The 17578-nt window shown below is 64.3% G+C and carries 12 protein-coding genes; 10 read left to right on the plus strand and 2 right to left on the minus strand.

What is annotated here, in order from left to right; translation table 11 throughout:
- Positions 1-750: a VOC family protein gene (locus tag ACIBK2_RS03605; protein ID WP_396963235.1), complete on the minus strand. Its 750-nt coding sequence runs from the start codon at positions 748-750 to the stop codon at positions 1-3.
- 183 nt (positions 751-933) lie between these two features.
- Here ACIBK2_RS03605 and ACIBK2_RS03610 point away from each other — a divergent pair, with 183 nt between their 5' ends.
- From ACIBK2_RS03610 to ACIBK2_RS03650, 9 genes are all read left to right on the plus strand, one after another.
- Positions 934-1413, plus strand: coding sequence for a MarR family winged helix-turn-helix transcriptional regulator (locus ACIBK2_RS03610; RefSeq protein ID WP_396963237.1), 480 nt, complete (start codon positions 934-936; stop codon positions 1411-1413).
- 158 nt (positions 1414-1571) lie between these two features.
- The gene (locus ACIBK2_RS03615; protein WP_396963240.1) at positions 1572-3035 is read left to right on the plus strand and encodes an FAD-binding protein; all 1464 of its coding nucleotides are present in this window, start codon (positions 1572-1574) and stop codon (positions 3033-3035) included.
- A 13-nt stretch (positions 3036-3048) separates the two neighbouring features.
- Complete coding sequence (locus ACIBK2_RS03620; RefSeq protein ID WP_396963242.1) at positions 3049-4848, plus strand: gamma-glutamyltransferase family protein; 1800 nt, start codon at positions 3049-3051, stop codon at positions 4846-4848.
- Positions 4849-4881: 33 nt separating this feature from the next.
- Positions 4882-5949 (plus strand): methyltransferase domain-containing protein, encoded by a 1068-nt coding sequence (locus ACIBK2_RS03625; protein WP_396963244.1) that lies wholly within the window; start codon positions 4882-4884, stop codon positions 5947-5949.
- Positions 5946-7136, plus strand: a complete 1191-nt coding sequence (locus ACIBK2_RS03630; RefSeq protein ID WP_396963246.1) for a cytochrome P450 — start codon at positions 5946-5948, stop codon at positions 7134-7136. The genes ACIBK2_RS03625 and ACIBK2_RS03630 overlap by 4 nt, the downstream gene beginning before the upstream one ends.
- A gap of 11 nt (positions 7137-7147) precedes the next feature.
- Positions 7148-8203, plus strand: coding sequence for a zinc-dependent alcohol dehydrogenase family protein (locus ACIBK2_RS03635; RefSeq protein ID WP_396963248.1), 1056 nt, complete (start codon positions 7148-7150; stop codon positions 8201-8203).
- Between the two features lie 18 nt (positions 8204-8221).
- Complete coding sequence (locus tag ACIBK2_RS03640; RefSeq protein ID WP_396963250.1) at positions 8222-9709, plus strand: aldehyde dehydrogenase family protein; 1488 nt, start codon at positions 8222-8224, stop codon at positions 9707-9709.
- A gap of 26 nt (positions 9710-9735) precedes the next feature.
- Complete coding sequence (gene asnB, locus ACIBK2_RS03645) at positions 9736-11598, plus strand: asparagine synthase (glutamine-hydrolyzing) (RefSeq protein ID WP_396963252.1); 1863 nt, start codon at positions 9736-9738, stop codon at positions 11596-11598.
- Positions 11599-11642: 44 nt separating this feature from the next.
- Positions 11643-13934, plus strand: coding sequence for an ATP-binding cassette domain-containing protein (locus ACIBK2_RS03650; RefSeq protein ID WP_396963254.1), 2292 nt, complete (start codon positions 11643-11645; stop codon positions 13932-13934).
- A 1-nt stretch (position 13935) separates the two neighbouring features.
- On the opposite strand, the gene ACIBK2_RS03655 is transcribed toward ACIBK2_RS03650, so the two are convergent.
- On the minus strand, positions 13936-16098 hold the full coding sequence (locus tag ACIBK2_RS03655) for an acyltransferase family protein (RefSeq protein ID WP_396964026.1): 2163 nt from the start codon (positions 16096-16098) through the stop codon (positions 13936-13938).
- Positions 16099-16332: 234 nt separating this feature from the next.
- Between ACIBK2_RS03655 and ACIBK2_RS03660 the strand changes: the two genes are divergently transcribed.
- Complete coding sequence (locus ACIBK2_RS03660; RefSeq protein ID WP_396963256.1) at positions 16333-17475, plus strand: Fic family protein; 1143 nt, start codon at positions 16333-16335, stop codon at positions 17473-17475.
- The last annotated feature ends 103 nt before the right edge of the window (positions 17476-17578 follow it).

Genomic DNA, 17578 nt, shown 5'->3' on the forward strand with positions numbered 1-17578 from the left:
TCACGGTTGGGCGAACGCGGTCCACCGATTACCGAACGGGTCGGTGAACTGTCCGATGATCAGACCGGTCGCGTCGGAGAAGGGATCCATCAGGCGTTGCCCGCCGGCCTGTTCGCAGCGCGCGAGCAGGTCGGGGACGTCGGTGACGAGCAGTCCCGGAATCGCGTAATCGGTCGGGTTGGGCAGCGTCGACACATCCATCGTGCCGCCGATCGGTTCCATGGCCCCGCCTGGGTGAATGCTGTAGTAGACCACCCCTTGCGCGGCCTCGTCGCGCTCATACGTCCAGCCGAAGGCTTGTTCGTAGAACTTCTGTGTCGCCACGAAATCCGTTGTGCCGATTTCGAACCAGGCCGTCGAGTTCGGCACCGGGGCCGAACGAGGCTCGTGCACAGCGGGTTCGAACAGGCCTAGTTTGTTGCCCTGCACGTCGGTGATCACCGCGTGCAGGTCGCCCGCCGCGGTACGCGCGGAGCTCTCGAAAACCCTGGCGCCCAACGTTTCCAGTCTCGGAATTGTCGCCTCGATATCGTCGCAGACGACACTGATCCATAGCGCGTCACTGCTGCCTCGACGTAGCGCGCCCATGCTGGCCGACGCACCCGGCGCGGTGATCGTGTAGTAACCAGGGCCGAACGAGGTGAATTCCCAATCGAATATCCGCTGGTAAAACTGCTTATTGAGCTCCGGATCGGTGGCGGCGATTTCGAACCACCCCACCGTTGTCGGGTTCGCGCCCGAGGTGCTCACGACTCCACCTCGCTGGCGCTCGGTTCCGTCGTACGCACTGGGGCGCTGTATTTTTGGTTCGCTCGCTGACGCTCCCTCATGACCACTCCTCCTGTATGACAGAGTACGAGTTGGTATCGCAATTTTTACCGTAAACTAGTTTCCAGCGGGAAATCAAGTCCACGACCGGGTGAGGAGAGGCCAGTGCCTGTTGACGAAAACGAAAACAGCCAGGTACTCGACTGGCAGGACGGGATCGAGAACGCGCTGGCCCACCTGACGTGCGTGCTGGTGGCGCAACGTACCCGGACTACACCCGAACGGGTGAGCTGGCAGCAGTACGACGTGCTCGAAATGTTGCGTCTACGTGGCCCGATGACGCCGTCGTTGCTGAGCGATGCCTTGAGCGTATCCCGCCCGACGGTGTCGAAAGCTCTTCGCGTGCTGAAGGATCAGGACCTGGTCGAGCAGGCCTCGCTCGGTACCGATCGGCGCGAACAGACGACCTCGCTCACCCCGGTCGGACGCGAATTCCTGGACCGCGCAGCGGAATGCAGGCGGGACAACGCCAAGATCGCCGAGTCCGTGCTCACCCCGGCCGAGCAGACCGTCTTCGCCGAACTGTGCGGCAAGGTAGCCGAGGCCATCAACGCGGCCGCGCAACCCGCGCCGATATCGTCATAACCTGCGTCAATTTACGGCTTCAAGAGCTTTTGACAGTAACTTGAGGATTCTCTGGATGTGCCGGGCATAGCAGTACGGATATGTTCGATGTAGTGGAAATTGGCCGCAGCCATCGTGCTTGCCATCGGTCAATACCATTGCGTCGAAAGGAGTTTGCCGTGCCTGAATTCAGCGCCGGCACTATGCAGTCCGCCGTCGTGGGTTTCGATCCGCTCGAGCGGAGTTGGGTCACCGGCGAGAATGCGGGACTGTCGTTCGCTACCGCGCCAGAATTGGCGGGTGAGCTGCTCGTCGATGAGGAGTCGCGCCAAGCGGTCGCCACCGATCTCGGCAACATCACCAACCACAAGCCGGCTGCGGTACTGCGGCCACGCTCGGCGGACGACATCGCCGCGATGATCCGGTTCTGCCGGGCGCACGACGTCAGCGTGTCGGTCCGGGGCGCGGCGCACACCACCCTCGGCCAGGGCCTCACCGACGGCCTGGTCATTGAGAACAAGTACCTCAACCGCATCCATTCCATCGGCGCGGACGTCGCCGAAGTCGACGCCGGAATCCTGTGGAAGGACCTGATCAACGCCGCCTACGAGCAGACGCCGCGGCTGACCCCGCCCGCCATCACCGGCTACACCTCGCTGACCGTCGGCGGGACGCTCTCGGTGGGTGGCCTCGGCGGTCTCGTCGGCGCGCTGAACACGGGTCTGCAGGTCGATCACGTGCGCGAGCTCGAGGTCGTCACCGGGACCGGCGATATCGAGCGCTGCTCTCCCGAGCACAAGCCCGATCTGTTCGAGGCGGTGCTCGGCGGGCTCGGCCAGTGCGGCGTCATCACCAAGGCCGTGCTCGACCTCGTGCCCGCGACCGAACGCGCCCGCACCTATGTGCTGGAGTACTCCGACAACGGCAAGTTCTTCCAGGACATGCGCACGCTCATCGAGCGCCCCACCATCGATCACGTCTATGCCGAGATGTACTCGCCGGAGTCCGCGCCGACCCACCGGCTGTACGCCACGGTCCTCTACGACCCGGCCACGCCGCCGGACGATCAGGTCGCCGCCGAGGGGCTGACCACCGAGCCGCTCATCGACGACACCCCGTACCTGGACTACGCGTACAAGATCGACACGCTGGTCGACGGCATGCGAGACGAGGTCGGCTGGGATCGGCTGGTCAAGCCGTGGTACGACGTGTGGCTGTCCGGCGCGATCGTCGAGGAGTACGTTGGCGAGGTCCAGTCGCAGCTCACCGCGCGCGATATCGGCCCCTTCGGGATCAGCCTGATCTACCCGCAGCGACGTTCGCACATCACCAGGCCGTTTCCGCCGGTGCCCGAGGCGAACGGCTCCGATTGGGTCTTCGTTCTCGACATCAACACCGTGGCCGAAACCCCCGGCGTCGATGCGGAATTCATCGAGGAAATGCTCGATCGCAACGATCGAATGTTCGCCCACGCGCGGGAAAAGTACGGCGCCGTGCTCTACCCGATCGGCTCGCTGCGCTTCACCGCGCAGGACTGGCGGGCTCACTACGGCGACAAATGGACGGCTTTCCGCGCCGCGAAAACACGCTACGACCCGAGCGCCATCCTCGCGCGCGGCCTGCAGATATTCCAGGACAAGTAACCGGGAGAACCCGATGCCTCCATCCAAGCCCGAGCTGACCGGCACCACCGGTGCCGTTGCCAGCACCCATTGGCTCGCCTCCGCGGCAGGCATGCGAATTCTGGCGAACGGCGGCAACGCATTCGACGCCGCCGTGGCCGCCGGATTCGTGCTCCAGGTCGTGGAACCACATTTCAACGGCCTCGGCGGTGACCTGTCCGTCGTGGCGCATTCCGCGAAAAGCGGTGACGTGCAGCAGATCTGCGGCCAGGGCCCGATGCCGAGTGCGATCAGCATCGATACCTTCGCCGATCTCGGATTGAGCGGTATCCCCGGCTCTGGTCTGCTGCCCGCCTGTGTGCCCGGCGCGTTCGGCGGCTGGATGCGGATGCTCGCCGAGTTCGGGACCATGCGGCTGGCCGATGTCCTGCAGCCCGCGATCGGCTACGCGGACAACGGTTTTCCGTTGCTGCCCGAGACCGCGCAGGCGATCGAGGTGCTGGCGCCGCTGTTCCGCGACGAGTGGACCGGGTCCGGTCAGACGTATCTGAAGGGTGGTGTGGCCCCGGCGGCGGGTAGCCGCTTCCGTAATCCGGCGCTCGCCAATACCTATCAGCGGTTGATCAAGGCGGCCGAGTCCGCGTCGACCGACCGTGCGGCGCAGATCCAGGCCGCGCACGACGCCTACTACAAAGGCTTTGTCGCGGAAGCGATCTCGGAGTTCCTCGCGTCCGGGCCGGTGCTGGACTCGACCGGACGGCGGCACAGCGGGCTGCTCACCGCGGACGATCTCGCCGACTGGCAGGCGACCGTGGAGACCGCACCGAGCTACGACTACGGTCCGTACCAGGTGTTCAAACCGGGACCGTGGTCGCAGGGTCCGGTGTTCCTGCAGCAGATCGCGCTGCTCGACGGCTTCGATCTGACGAAGATGGGCCTGGGCAGCGCCGACTACCTGCACACCGTGACCGAGTGCACGAAGCTCGCGATGGCCGATCGTGAGGCCTGGTACGGCGATCCCGCCTTCAGCGATGTGCCGCTGGCCGCCCTGCTCGACGAGGGCTACAGCCGCGAGCGGCGCAAGCTGGTCGGCCCGCGGGCCGCGCTGGACCTGAGGCCAGGTGCACCCGGCGGGCGTACCTCGTTCATTCCCGAACGGTCCGTGCCGGACTATCCGGCCGCCGAGACGGAGTGGATGTCGCAGCTGCGCAACGGATTGCCGACGATCCTGCTGGAGACCACGACGAAGGGCGACACCGTCACCGTCACCGCCGTCGACAAGCACGGCAATATGGTCGCCGCAACCCCCAGCGGTGGCTGGCTGAAGAGTTCGCCGGCGATCGCGAGCTTGGGCTTTCCGCTCGGCACCCGCGGGCAGTGCGGCTATCTCACTCCCGACCACCCGAATTCGCTGGCGGCGGGCAAGCGGCCGCGGACCACGCTCAGCCCGACCGTGGTGCTGCGCGACGGCCGCCCGTACGTCGCCTTCGGCACGCCGGGTGGCGATCGGCAGGACCAGTGGACGTTGCAGTTCTTTCTCAACGTGGTCGATTTCGGGCTCGACTTCCAGGCCGCGACCGAAACCACGGCCTTCCATACCGATCAGGTCCCCGCGTCCTTCACCCCGCACGCGCATCGACCCGGCGTGCTGGTGGCCGAGGAGACCTGCGATCCCGCGGTCGTCCAGCAGTTGGAACAGCGTGGCCACGAGGTGGAACTCGTCCCCGCGTACTCGCTCGGCCGGGTCTGCGCGGCCGGGTTCACCGAGGACAACGAGTTCGTCAGGGCGGCCGCGAGCCCACGCAAACGGCACGCCTACGCCGTAGCCGAATAGCGCTGGGCGACAACATTTTCGAAAGGAACAACGATGACGATCACCGAACACCGACCGGAGATCATCGAACTCACCGATGAGCAGCAACGCAGGGAGTGGCAGGCGTTCACGCTGTCCGACCTGCCCGAGATGATCAGCGCGATGCACGTCTGCCACGCGGTACGGGCCATCGCCGATACGCCACTGCTGGAACGACTCCGGAACGGCCCGCGCAACCCCGCCGACGGCCTGCTGGCCGGGATCGATCCCGATATGGGGCCCGGTTTCCTGCGTTACCTGGTCAATCGCGGCATCCTCGAGACCCGGGGCGAAGAGTTCTTCCTGACCCGGCTCGGCGAGTTCCTCACCACGGATGTGTCATTGGCTCGCCTCGGCGTTTACGTCGACGCGTACGGCATGGTGACCAGCCGGACCGGCGATCTGCTCACCGGTAAGGCGGTGTACGGCAAGGATGTGATTCGCGACGGCGGCAAGCTCGGCGCACACTGTGACACCCTGTTCTCCGCCTTCCACACGCCGACCCTGCTGACGGCCATGCGTGGTCGCAAGGTCGAGCGCATCCTCGACATCGGTTGTGGTGGTGGTCAATTGGTGGTGGACGCGTGCCTGCGTGATCCGTCGCTGACCGGTATCGGCTTGGATATCGATGCCGACGCCGTCGCGGTGGCCAACGAGCACGCCCGCACCTCCGGTGTGGCGGATCGGGTCAAGTTCGTCGTCGGTGACGCGTTCGCCCCGAAGACCTGGCCGAAGGAATGTTTCGAGGCCGACGGGCTCTGCATGATGAGCGCGTTGCACGAGCACTTCCGGCACGGCGAGCAGGCCGTGATCGACCTGTTGAACGAGATCTCCGCGACGTTCCCCGAGTTGAAGATCCTGCTGGTCGGCGAGCCCGAAATCCGTTACGACAGCAGGGAAAACGACGACGACTTCTTCCTGATCCACGTGCTGACCGGACAAGGGCTGCCCCGCGACCGTGCGGCCTGGTTCGACGTGTTCGAGAAGTCCGAACTGACCTGTCGCCGGATGTACACGCGACCGGAGGCCGGGCCCCGGTTGTGCTTCTACGATCTGGCCGGAAAGAAAAGGGATCAGCCGTGACCAGTTCGACAACGACGTCTGCGGTCGAGACCGAGCTGGACCCGTTCTCGACCGCGGCACTTCTCGATCCGGTCCCCTGCTACCAGACCCTGCGTGACCTGGGCCCGGTCGTCCGGATGACCGAGCACGATCTCTACGGCCTGTTCCGGTACGACCAGGTGCGCGCCGCGCTCACCGATTGGGAGGGGTTCAGCTCCGCCCGTGGCATCGCGATGAATCCCACCGCCAACGAGCTCGCGGACGGGTCGCTGCTCTCGATGGACCCGCCGCGACACCGGGCGGTGCGCAAGGTGATGGACGAGGCGCTGCGTCCCAAATACGTGCGCCAGGTCGCAGGCAATATCGAGCAGCTCGCGGACGATCTCGTCGACGATCTGATGCAGCGCGAAACGTTCGATGGCGTCACCGATTTCGCGGCCAAGCTGCCGGTGGACATCGTCATGGATCTCATCGGATTCCCGCGCGACGAACAGCGGGACAAGATTCTGGTCTGGGCCCTAGGCGCGTTCAATTACTTTGGGCCGCCCGGTGATCGGCAGCTGTCGACCTTTCCCGACGTGGAAGCGCTCATGCAGTATCTGGTCACCGACGCGACGCCGGACAAACTGTTGCCCGACAGCTTCGGCCAGATCGTCTGGGAGGCAGCCGATCGCGGCGAGATCACCGAGAACGAAGCCCTGATGACCATGAGCGCCTACGCGTGCGCCGGGTTGGACACCACTATCGCCGGGGTGGCGAGCACGCTGTGGTTGCTGGCCGAGAACCCGGACCAGTGGGCGGCCGTTCGGCAGGACCCGGACCTCGTCCCCGGCGCTTTCCTGGAAGGCGTCCGGCTGGAGACGCCGATCCAGCACTTTTCCCGAGTCACCACCGCGGACATGGACGTCGAAGGCGTCACGATTCCCGAAGGTGCCCGGGTTCTGGTCTCCTACGGCGCGGCGAATCGGGACGAACGCCACTATCCCGATCCGGACCGGTTCCAGGCCGACCGCAACCCGACGGACACTGTCGGTTTCGGTTTCGGCGTACACAACTGCCCCGGCCGCACTCTCGCCTCGATGGAGGCGAACGCCCTGTTCGTCGCCCTCGCCAAACGTGCGACCACGCTCGAACTCACCGGTGCCCCCATCCGGGAACCGAACAACATCACTCGGGGACTGGAGACGCTCCCCATCCGCATCTCCTGAAAGGGGCGACGATGAGAGCGGCACAGATTGTCGAGTACGGCGCGCCTCTGGAGCTGCGCGAAATCCCCGATCCCACACCGGAACCGGATGGTGTCGTGCTCGAAGTCCTCGCCACCGGCATCTGCCGCAGCGACTGGCACGCGTGGATGGGTGACTGGGGCTGGATGGGCGGGCAGGTCGCGTTGCCGCGCACATTGGGGCACGAGATCGTCGGCACCGTAACCGCTATCGGCGCCGAGGTGCGCGGCGTGCGGATCGGCGACCGAGTGACCACGCCGTTCCACCTGGCCTGCGGCACGTGCGCGTACTGCCGGTCCGGGCGGGCCAATGTGTGTGACAACATGCAGGTGCTCGGGTTCTGGTGCGACGGTGGCTATGCCGAGTACGTGCACATCGGCAATGCCGACTTCAACTGTGTGCCGGTGCCGGACGAGCTCACGCCGGTCGCGGCCAGCGCCATCGGTTGTCGATTCATGACTGCTTTTCACGCGGTCACCGGGCAGGGGCAGGTTCGGCCCGGTGAATGGGTTGCCGTGCACGGTGTCGGCGGTGTCGGGTTGGCGGCTGTTCAGATCGCCAGTGCCGCAGGCGCTTCCGTGGTGGCGGTGGATATCGATCCGGCCGAGCTCGCGCTTGCCGAAGAGCAGGGCGCGGCGCACACCATCGATGCGAGTGTCGAGCAGGACGTGCCCGCGGCGGTCAAGGAGGCCACCGGCGGCGGTGCGCACGTTTCGCTCGATGCGCTCGGCATCCGGGCGACGGTGGTGAATTCCGTTCGCTCGCTGCGTAAACGCGGTCGGCACGTCCAAGTCGGGCTAACCAGCGCGGCGGACGCCGGCGAGATCGCGCTGCCGATGGACATCATCACCATCGGTGAGCTGACCATCGTTGGCTCGCACGGTAATCCGCATTCCAGCTACCCGCAGTTACTCTCGCTGGTCTCGTCCGGTCGGCTCGCGCCGCAGACTCTGGTGCAGCGCACCGTTTCACTGGATCGGGCCGGGGAAGTCCTGTCCGCGATGAGCGATTTCACCACCAACGGCATCACCGTCATCGACCGCTTCTGACGCGGACCGGGAGGACTCGTGAATACCTTGTGCAGCACCGTGGGCGCTGCGGCCCGAAACTTCCTGTCCCGCAAGCACCTGCTGTACATCGACGGTAGGTTCGTTGCCTCGGCGACCGGACGGACTTTCACCACCGTCGATCCGTCTACCGGCGGGTACATCACCGAGATCGCCTACGCGGGCCGGGATGACGTCGCGGCAGCCGTTGCGGCGGCCCGCGCCGCGCTCGATGGACCGTGGCGTCGGCTGTCCGCGGCCGATCGTGGCCTGCTCATCGCCCGCCTCGCGGACCTCATCGAGCGCAACGGCGACGAGCTCGCCGAGCTCGAAGCTCTCGACGGGGGTAAGCCGATCACCATGACCCGCGCGCTCGATGTGCCTGCGGCGGCAGCCCAGTTCCGGTACTTCAGCGGGTGGCCCGCGCGGATCGAGGGCGAAACCATCCCGGTCGCGGTGCCGAATACGTTGTGCTACACCAGGAAAGAGCCGGTCGGGGTTTGTGCCCAGATCATTCCGTGGAACTTCTCGCTGTTGATGACGGCGTGGAAGGTCGGGGCCGCGTTGGCGGCGGGATGCACCGTGGTGCTCAAACCCGCGGAGCAGACACCGCTTACCGCGTTGCGTCTCGCCGAACTGATCGACGAGGCCGGGTTTCCGGCGGGCACGGTGAACGTGCTGACCGGTGATGGCGAGACCGGTGCGGCGCTGGTCGATCATCCGGGCGTCGACAAGATCGTATTCACCGGATCTACCAGTGTCGGACGCGAAATCGGCGCGAAGGCGGGCGCACAGCTCAAGCGGGTAACCCTGGAGCTCGGCGGGAAGAGTCCGAACATCATTCTCCCGGACGCCGACCTGGAGGCCGCGATCGCGGGTAGTTACAACGGGATCTACTTCAATACCGGCCAGGCGTGCAATGCCGCATCCAGGCTGTATGTACATCGGAGTGTGTACGACGAGGTTGTCGAAGGAATCGCGGCGCGAGCCAAGAGTGCGCAGGTCGGTCCGGCGCTCGATCCGACCACCGAGTGTGGGCCGGTGGTGTCGGCCGAGCAGTACCGGCGGGTGCGTGGTTACATCCACGACGGGGTTGCCGCCGGTGCGACATTGACCTCGGGCGATATCCCCGAACCTGTACCGCACGGCGGATATTTCATTCGCCCAACGCTTTTCACGGACATCACGCCGGACATGCGGATCAGTCGTGAGGAGATCTTCGGGCCGGTTCTGGTGGCCGCGCCGTTCGACAGCATCGATGAAGCCGTGCGCCTGGCCAATGACACCGACTACGGTCTCGCGGCCGGTGTCTGGACTCAAAACCTCAGCGACGCACACACTCTCGCCGCTCGCCTGCATGCGGGCTCGGTCTATCTGAACACGTGGGCGCCCGGCGATCCCGCCGCCCCCTTCGGCGGGGTCAAGGCGTCCGGCGTCGGCCGGGAGATGGGGCGCGCCGGGCTCGACGCGTATCTCGAACCGAAGACCGTGTGGGCGACCCTCGCGTGAGACGACGATAGCGAAAGGATAAGACGATGTGTGGAATCGTCGGTTGGACAGATTTCGATCGTGATCTCACTGCCGAGCGCCGGGTTCTCCAGCAGATGGTGGACACCATGGCTTTACGCGGTCCGGATGCCGAAGGGCTGTGGTTGCATCCGCATTGCGCCTTGGGGCACCGACGGCTCTCGGTGATCGACCTCGAAGGCGGCAAGCAGCCGATGGTCACGCCGGAAACGCTGCCCGACGGAACACCGCTGGCCGCAATCAGTTACAGCGGCGAGGTGTACAACTTCACCGAGCTGCGGGACGAACTCGAGGCGCACGGTCACCGCTTCGCGACCAAGAGCGACACCGAGGTCGTCCTACGGGCGTACCTGGAGTGGGGCACGGAATTCGTGCGGCGGCTGAACGGCATGTTCGCCTTTGCCATTTGGGACAGCCGGGTCGAGGAATTGCTGCTGTATCGGGATCGGTTGGGCGTCAAGCCGCTGTTCTACTATCCGACGCCGGACGGGGTTCTCTTCGGGTCCGAGCCGAAAGCGATTCTCGCGCATCCGGAAAGCCGGGCGGTGCTCACCATCGACGGACTGCGTGACGTGCTCTCGTTTGTTCGTGTGCCCGGGCAGACACCGCTGCAGGGCATGTACGAGGTCCGTCCCGGACATGTTGTGCGGGTTCGCGATGGCCGGCGGTCCGAGGAGAAGTACTGGGAGCTGGAATCCTGGCCGCACACCGACGACATTCCCGCGAGTGTCGGCAAGGTCCGAGAGTTGTTGGAAGACATTGTCGCTCGGCAACTCGTCGCCGATGTTCCGTTATGCACCTTGCTGTCCGGTGGTTTGGATTCCAGCGCGTTGACCGCGCTCGCGCAGCGAAAGTTGGATGCCGATGCGGGCGGTCGCATCCGGAGCTTCTCGGTGGATTTCGAAGGGCAGGTGGAGAACTTCGCACCGGAGCCGCTGCGGGAAGCCCCCGACCAGCCGTTCGCGGCGGAATTGGTGCAGCACGTCGGCACGGACCATCAGACCATCCTGTTGAACAACGCGGATCTGGTTGCCCCGAACATCCGGTCGGCGGTGTCGCGGGCCTGGGATCTGCCCTTCGGTGACGGCGATCTCGGTCCGTCGCTGTATCTGTTGTTCCGAGCGGTGCGGGAGCAGTCCACCGTCGCGCTTTCCGGTGAATCCGCGGACGAGGTGTTCGGCGGGTATCTGTGGTTCCACGACGAGAAAGCCGTGCAGGCCAATACTTTTCCGTGGCATGCGCTCGGCGAACGCTCGATCACCGAGCAATCGACGGCCTTCCTGGATCCCGAGCTGACCGCGAAACTGAATCTGCCGGAATACATCGCCGACCAGTACCACACTGCGCTGCAAGAGGTTCCGCATCTCAGCGGCGAAACCGGGCACGATCGGCGGATGCGGATCGCGAGCTATCTGAATCTCACCCGGTGGCTGCCGGTGATGCTGGATCGCAAGGACCGGTTGAGCATGGCCAGCGGGATCGAGGTTCGAGTCCCGTTCTGCGATCATCGTTTGGTCGAGTATGTGTTCAATGTGCCGTGGTCGATCAAGACCTTCGACGGGCGGGAGAAGAGCCTGCTGCGCGCCGCGTCGGCGGATCTGCTGCCGGCTTCCATTGTGAAACGCCGCAAAGCACCATATCCGTCCACCCAGGATTCCGGGTACGACCGGGCGATCAAGCAGATACTGGGGAAGATCATCGCGGAACCGAGTTCGCCCGCTCTGCCTTTGTTCGACCTGGACGCGATCGACAAGCATCTCAACGCACCGGTCGACAGCGCCTCGTCGATGCAGGAAAGGGGCCTATACAACGAGACCCCGATTCGCCTCGCCGAATGGCTCGCCGCCTATGACGTGAGCGTAATGATATAATTTCCAATTGGAAACTAGTTCTGGTCACGCTGAGGGGAGTGGATATGTCGGATCGAGTCGGACGGCAAGCGAACGACAGTATTACGCTGCAAGGCGTCCGAGAGCACAACCTGAAGAACGTGTCGCTGGAGATCCCGAAGGGGCGGCTGACCGTCTTCACGGGCGTGTCGGGTTCCGGTAAATCGTCGCTGGTGTTCGGCACCATCGCGGTCGAATCTCAGCGCCAACTCAACGAGACGTTTCCCTGGTTCATCCGTAACCGGCTGCCGAAGTACGAGCGGCCGCACGCCGAGGGCATGTCGCACCTGTCCACCGCGATCGTGGTCGACCAGCGCCAGATCGGCGGCAGTTCCCGGTCGACCGTCGGTACCATGACCGAGATCAATCCGATTCTGCGCGTGCTGTTTTCGCGCCATGGTAAGCCCAGCGCGGGCGAGTCGACCATGTACTCGTTCAACGTGCCGCAGGGCATGTGCCCCGAGTGCGAGGGGCTCGGTCGCACCGCCAGACTGGACCTGGACCTATTGCTCGACCGGAAGAAGTCGCTCAACGAAGGGGCCATTACCTCACCACTTTTCGCCGTCGGTGGGTATCCGTGGATCACCTACGCGGAATCCGGGGTGTTCGATCCGGATAAGCCGTTGCAGAAGTTCACCGCCGAAGAATGGGAAAAGCTGCTCTACGGCGGGGGTTTCAAGGTCCGGCGCCCCGGCAAGGACGTGACGCATTCCAACGAATACGAGGGGATTGTCGTCCGGTTCAATCGGCGCTATCTCAAGAACGGCCTCGATGCGCTGAAGGAGAAGGAGCGCAAGGACGTCGAGAAGGTCGTGACGACCGGCACCTGTGAAGTGTGTGGCGGCGGGCGGCTCAACAAGGCCGCGCTCGCGTCGAAGATCAACGGAAAGAACATCGCCGACTACGCGGACCTGGAGGTCAGCGAACTGATCGTCGAGTTGGGGCACATCGATGACCGGGTCGCCAAGCCTGTCGTTGAAGCCGCCGTCACGGCGCTGACCCGACTGGAATCGATCGGGCTCGGCTACCTCAGTCTCGGTCGCGAGACGTCCACGCTGTCCGGTGGCGAAGGTCAGCGGCTGAAGACGGTGCGGCACCTCGGCAGTAGCCTGAGCGATCTGACCTTCATCTTCGACGAGCCGAGCGTCGGCCTGCATCCGCGAGATGTGCACCGGCTCAACGAACTTCTCGCCGAACTGCGCGACAACGGCAACACGGTGCTCGTAGTGGAGCACAACCCTGACGTGATGGCCGTCGCCGATCGCATCGTCGACATGGGGCCCGGAGCTGGGTCGCACGGCGGCGAGATCGTGTTCGAAGGGACCTATCAGAAGCTGCTGAAAGCCGACACGCTGACCGGCCAAAGGTTGCGTGAGCACGCCGGTTTGAAGGAGCAGGTGCGCAAATCGACTGGCACGCTGGATATCACCAAGGCCACGCTGAACAACCTGCACGACGTCTCCGTCAGCATTCCCACCGGGATCCTCACCACGGTGACCGGCGTGGCGGGCTCGGGTAAAAGTTCGCTCATCTCAGGGGCTTTCGCGGCCCAGCATCCGGATGCGGTCATGGTTGATCAGTCGGGCATCGGTATCTCCTCGCGATCGACGCCCGCGACCTATGTCGACATCATGGATACCGTTCGTAGCTTGTTCGCGAAGGCCAATGATGCCGAGCCCGGCTTGTTCAGCTTCAACTCCACCGGGGCGTGCCCAGCCTGCAAGGGGCGCGGCGTGATCGAGACAGACCTCGCCTATATGGACCCCGTCACGGTGACCTGTGAGGTGTGTGAAGGTAGTCGGTACAACGACGAAGCGCTGCAGAAGACGTTGCGCGGCAAGAATATTGCCGAGGTGCTCGGGCTCACCGTCGAGGAAGGGTTGTCCTACTTCACCGAAGAGAAGGTGACCGGGAAGCTCGAACTGCTCCGCGAGGTCGGTCTGTCGTATCTGACGCTGGGCCAACCACTTTCCACGCTGTCCGGCGGTGAGCGTCAACGGCTCAAGCTCGCGCTTCGGCTTCAGGACACGGGCACTGTTTTCGTCTTCGACGAGCCGACCACCGGTCTACACATGGCCGACGTCGATCGCCTGCTCGTGTTGTTCGATCGCCTGGTCGATGACGGGAACACCGTCATCGTGGTCGAACACGACCTGGAAGTCGTCAAACACGCTGACTGGGTTATCGATCTCGGGCCCGACGCGGGCCGCCACGGTGGCCGAGTGCTTTTCGAGGGCACTCCCAAGCAACTCACCTCCGACAAAAAGTCGGTCACTGCCCAGTATTTGCGCACAGACCTCGAGCGGGCGGATCGCTGACCTATCTGGACGTGTCGAGCGCGCGGTCGGCCAGTGCGGCGACGATCGGGGTGAGGGTTTTCGCGTAGGTGACGGTCAGGTGGTTGTCGTCACGGTAGATGAGGTTGTTGCGGGCGATGAGTGGGCAGCGGGCGGTGGTACAGAACAATTCGGTGAGATCGACGTACTGCGCGCCGCCCGCTGTCGCCGCGGCTCGTTCTGCGGCGATACCTTCATCGTTGACGGCGATCTGACGTGTCGGCGAGCAAGCCAGGGCGTCATCGAGGTGGTCGGACAGGCAGGTCGGTGCGGTGCTGTGTGGATCCGGGATCGGGCCGAGGACAAGGACATTCGCGCCGGTCGCGCGTAGTTGGGTCGTCAGGCGGGACAGGCTGTCGATCCAGGCCTGGTCGTAGGTGGTGAAACCGAAGTCGCCGCCGTATCGGCGGGACATGCTCAGCACGATCAGCTTTGGATGCTCGGCTTGCAGGCGGGTCAGGATCTGGTGGCGCCACTGCACGCATTCGGTGTACTCCCGACCGAGGTAGGGGCTGGTGATAGGCAGCTCCATCAGCGGACAGGTGACCTTGCTCATCGTCTCCAGTCGCCAATGCCGTTGCTCAGCAACCTGTTCGAATGCGGGACTCCACATCGCGGCGTGTGAATCACCGACCAGCGCGACCCTGCTGGTCGAATCCGGATCACCCGAAACACATTCTGGTTGCCCGACATCGAGCCACGAACGGACGCAACCGTTTCCGAACACTGTCGCCTTGTCCCCCGGTGCATCGGCAAGTGCCGGGGAGAGATTCGAGGGAACAGCACGCTGGTCGGCCGACGCCGCCACCGCCGCCTGCACCTGCGCGGTCAGCTGTCGAACCGCCGCTTCGTGCGGATCGACGGTTTCCGTGGACGGTGCCACCGGTGCCGCCACCACAGTGAGCGCCTCAGCAGCCGCTCCACGACCGACCGGGGCGGGCACAAACACGAGCAACGCCACCGCGATACCGACCGCCACCGCAGTAACGACACCGCCGCTGGCAAGACTCAGCCCCGCCGAACGCCGTAACGGTCGTGCAAACCGCACCGGATCCTCGACAAACCACAATGTGAGCATCGCGAGCCCAGCCGCAGTGACCACCGCTCCAATCGCACCGACCGAGCCGAGGCCATGGCCGAGCACGCGCGGCGCGAGCAACAACACCGGCCAGTGCCAGAGATACCAGGAATACGAAAGACGACCGAGCGACCGCAGCGGATCCACGGACAGCGCCCGCCCGACTCCCCACCGAGTCATCCCACAGCCCGCGACAACAACCAGCACCGCACCGAGAACCGGCAGCAACGCCGCCGTTCCCGGATACGGTGTCCGCCCGTCCAATCGAGTACAGGCGAACACAATCAACCCCAGCCCCAACCACCCCGCAACAGTCGCCACCGACTCCGGCAACCGCCGCCACAGCGGAACCGAAAGCGCCACAACACCCCCGAGCGCCAACTCCCACGCCCGCGCAGGCAACGCGAAGAACGCCCACGGCGGCAACGTACGAGTCCAATTCAGCGACACCACAAACGACCCCGCAGCAACCACCGCAAGCACAACCAGATACGGAACCGGCGAAGCACCACCCTCCTCCCGCCGCCGACGCCGCACAAACCAGGCAACCCCGATGATCAACGCAGGCCACAACAGATAGAACTGCTCCTCCACCCCCAACGACCAGTAATGCTGAAACGGCGAAGGCGGCGCATCAGCCGCAAGATAATCCGTCCCAGTCAACGCCAGCCGATAGTTCCCCACATACAAAGCACTAGCAATCCCATCCCCCAACACCGCCCGAGCCTGCAACGGCGGCAACAACATCGCCGCCCCCACCGCGGTAGCAACCAACACAATCCCCGCCGCAGGCAACAACCGCCGCGCCCGCGCACCATAAAACCGCGCAAGCCGGACAGTCCCGCTACCCGCCACCTCCCGCCACAACATCCCGGTAATGAGAAACCCCGAGATCACAAAGAAAACATCAACCCCGACAAAACCCCCACCAACTCCCCACACCCCCGCATGAAAAGCCACCACCGCCAACACAGCAACCGCCCGCAGCCCCTCGACATCACCCCGAAACCTCGCCCGCGCAGGCTCCACCCCACCCACCCGGTCCCCCACTTCCCCCCGCCGAACCATCAATTCCCCGGAGGCAGTCCCTATCATGGGACGCATTCTTACCAACTCTCACCAAAAATGTCCCCACAACATTTGCCGATCAAGATGTACTGAATAAATCTGTAAGTCACGCTTACATAGCTCGTCGGAATCTTTTTCGCGTCAGCCGATCCGACGTCCACCCAGATCGAAGGGCGCGCAGACCGGCAGCGCCAGATGCTTGACGCAATGATTACGTCAATATATCGTTGACATGTGCTGTTTCCAACTCCCGCGCTGAGCAACGCTGATGAACGTGTGCTGTCCGAAGTGGATCGCATGCGCGATACGCTGCGCCACCAGCTACAGAGCGCACCGACTGGGTGGACGGGCAGGCTCCGGAAGTTCCTGACCGCAGACGCGGTGGCAGCGTCCAACTCCATCGAAGGATTCAAGGTTGCCACTGTCGACGTGGAGGACCTGATGGCCGGAGAGCGTGATGTCGACGTCTCCGACGAGAACCGGGCCGAGACGCTCGCCTACGAGCAGATGATGACGTACATCCAAACCTTTCACGATGTCGAGGATTTCTCCTATAGCAAGGGACTTCTCAACGCATTGCACTGGATGTTGCAGGGACACCGGCATGCTCCCCGTCGGCCCGCCGGGCAATGGCGGCGTGGCCCGGTATATGTGACCGAGGTGCGCGACCCGAGTATTGCCGCTTACACCGCGCCGGAGGCAGCGGCAGTGCCGGCGTTGATGGAGGAGCTGGTGGATTGGCTCGGTGTCGAGAAAGGAACGCATCCATTGGTTCGCGCCGCGATGGCGCACTTGCATTTGGTATCGATTCATCCATGGGCTGACGGCAACGGCCGGATGTCACGCTCGCTGCAAACGTTGATGATTGCGCGGGAAGGTGTGCTGGCTCCGGAGTTCTCCTCGATCGAGGCATGGCTGGGACGTCCGGGTAATACCTGGGAGTACTACCAGGTATTGGGACGTCGCGGCAGCGAGTATCGACCGGATCAAGATGTCTCGGAATGGATCCGGTTCAATCTGATCGCCTATCACCAGCAAGCGCAGACCGTCCACGCGAGATTCGTGCGGTCCGGGCGGGTGTGGGAAGCACTGGCCGACTTCGCGACCGCCGAAAGCTTGGACGAGCGGCTCATCACCGCGTTGCATGATGTCGCCATGTCGGGTCGCGTAAGGCGCACCCGCTACGAGCAGAACGAGGGCCTGAATCTGCAACAGGCACAACGTGATCTACGTGAACTAGTACGCAGGCAAGTACTGGCACCGGTCGGCCGCACCCGCGCACGGTTCTACGTCGCAGGTTCGATGTTCCCCGAGACCGCACTGGAGATCGCACGCACGCCAACGACCTTGACAGATCCCTACGCCGCCACCGGCTAGCGAATTTCGGTGCCGGAGGGGCGGGGCCGCTGTCAGAGTGGCGGTATGACGGAGCAGAGGGCGGTGTGCCCGGAGTGTGGCGGGGCGATGACGCCGATCATGT

The organism is Nocardia sp. NPDC050175 (assembly GCF_044459885.1).
GTDB lineage: Bacteria > Actinomycetota > Actinomycetes > Mycobacteriales > Mycobacteriaceae > Nocardia.